The 587-nt window shown below is 39.0% G+C and carries 1 protein-coding gene; it reads right to left on the reverse strand.

The features are described from left to right. Nucleotides 1-63: 63 nt before the first annotated feature. The coding region (locus GMD4S_RS12575; RefSeq protein ID WP_000313777.1) for a CadD family cadmium resistance transporter at nucleotides 64-587 on the reverse strand (524 nt) is incomplete at its 5' end.

Raw genomic sequence — 587 nt, forward strand, 5'->3', positions numbered from 1 at the left:
AGCCCTCTGAAATCAGAGAGCTTGATTTGAGCCCGGGCTAAAATCCTAGTGAAACAAAAAAATCTACACGATCAGAAAAGTCTCTATCGTGCCATTTTCATACATGATGTATAGTCCAAGTAGAATGAATACTATGGGCACAATGATTCGCTCGTATTTTTCAATTGTCTCGAATATTAACGGAATAGAGGATAACATCCGACTAATCTCGCAAAAGATAATTATGCCGATTACAAACACAAGCAACGCCACGAGGGTCTGTGACCAATCTAACGAAGCAAAATAAGGTATATAGATACCTAAATTATCTCCGCCAGACGCAATTGTCAGCAATGTAACTGTCCAAAACAGTTGATTTGCCTTGCTTTGTTCTAATCTTTCAATAATTTCTTCCTCTTCTTCCTCACCTTCTCCAACAATTGCAAAGCGAATCCCTAAATAGATAGGGATTAAACCAAGCAATCCAACCATCCATTCTTCAGGCACGAAATTAACGACATAAGCAGCAACTAAACTCGCCCCTACAAGTAAGCCTGTTCCTAGATATTGCCCCGCATAAATATGCCATTTCTGTTTATTCTGTGATA

Source organism: Streptococcus sp. GMD4S (assembly GCF_000296955.1).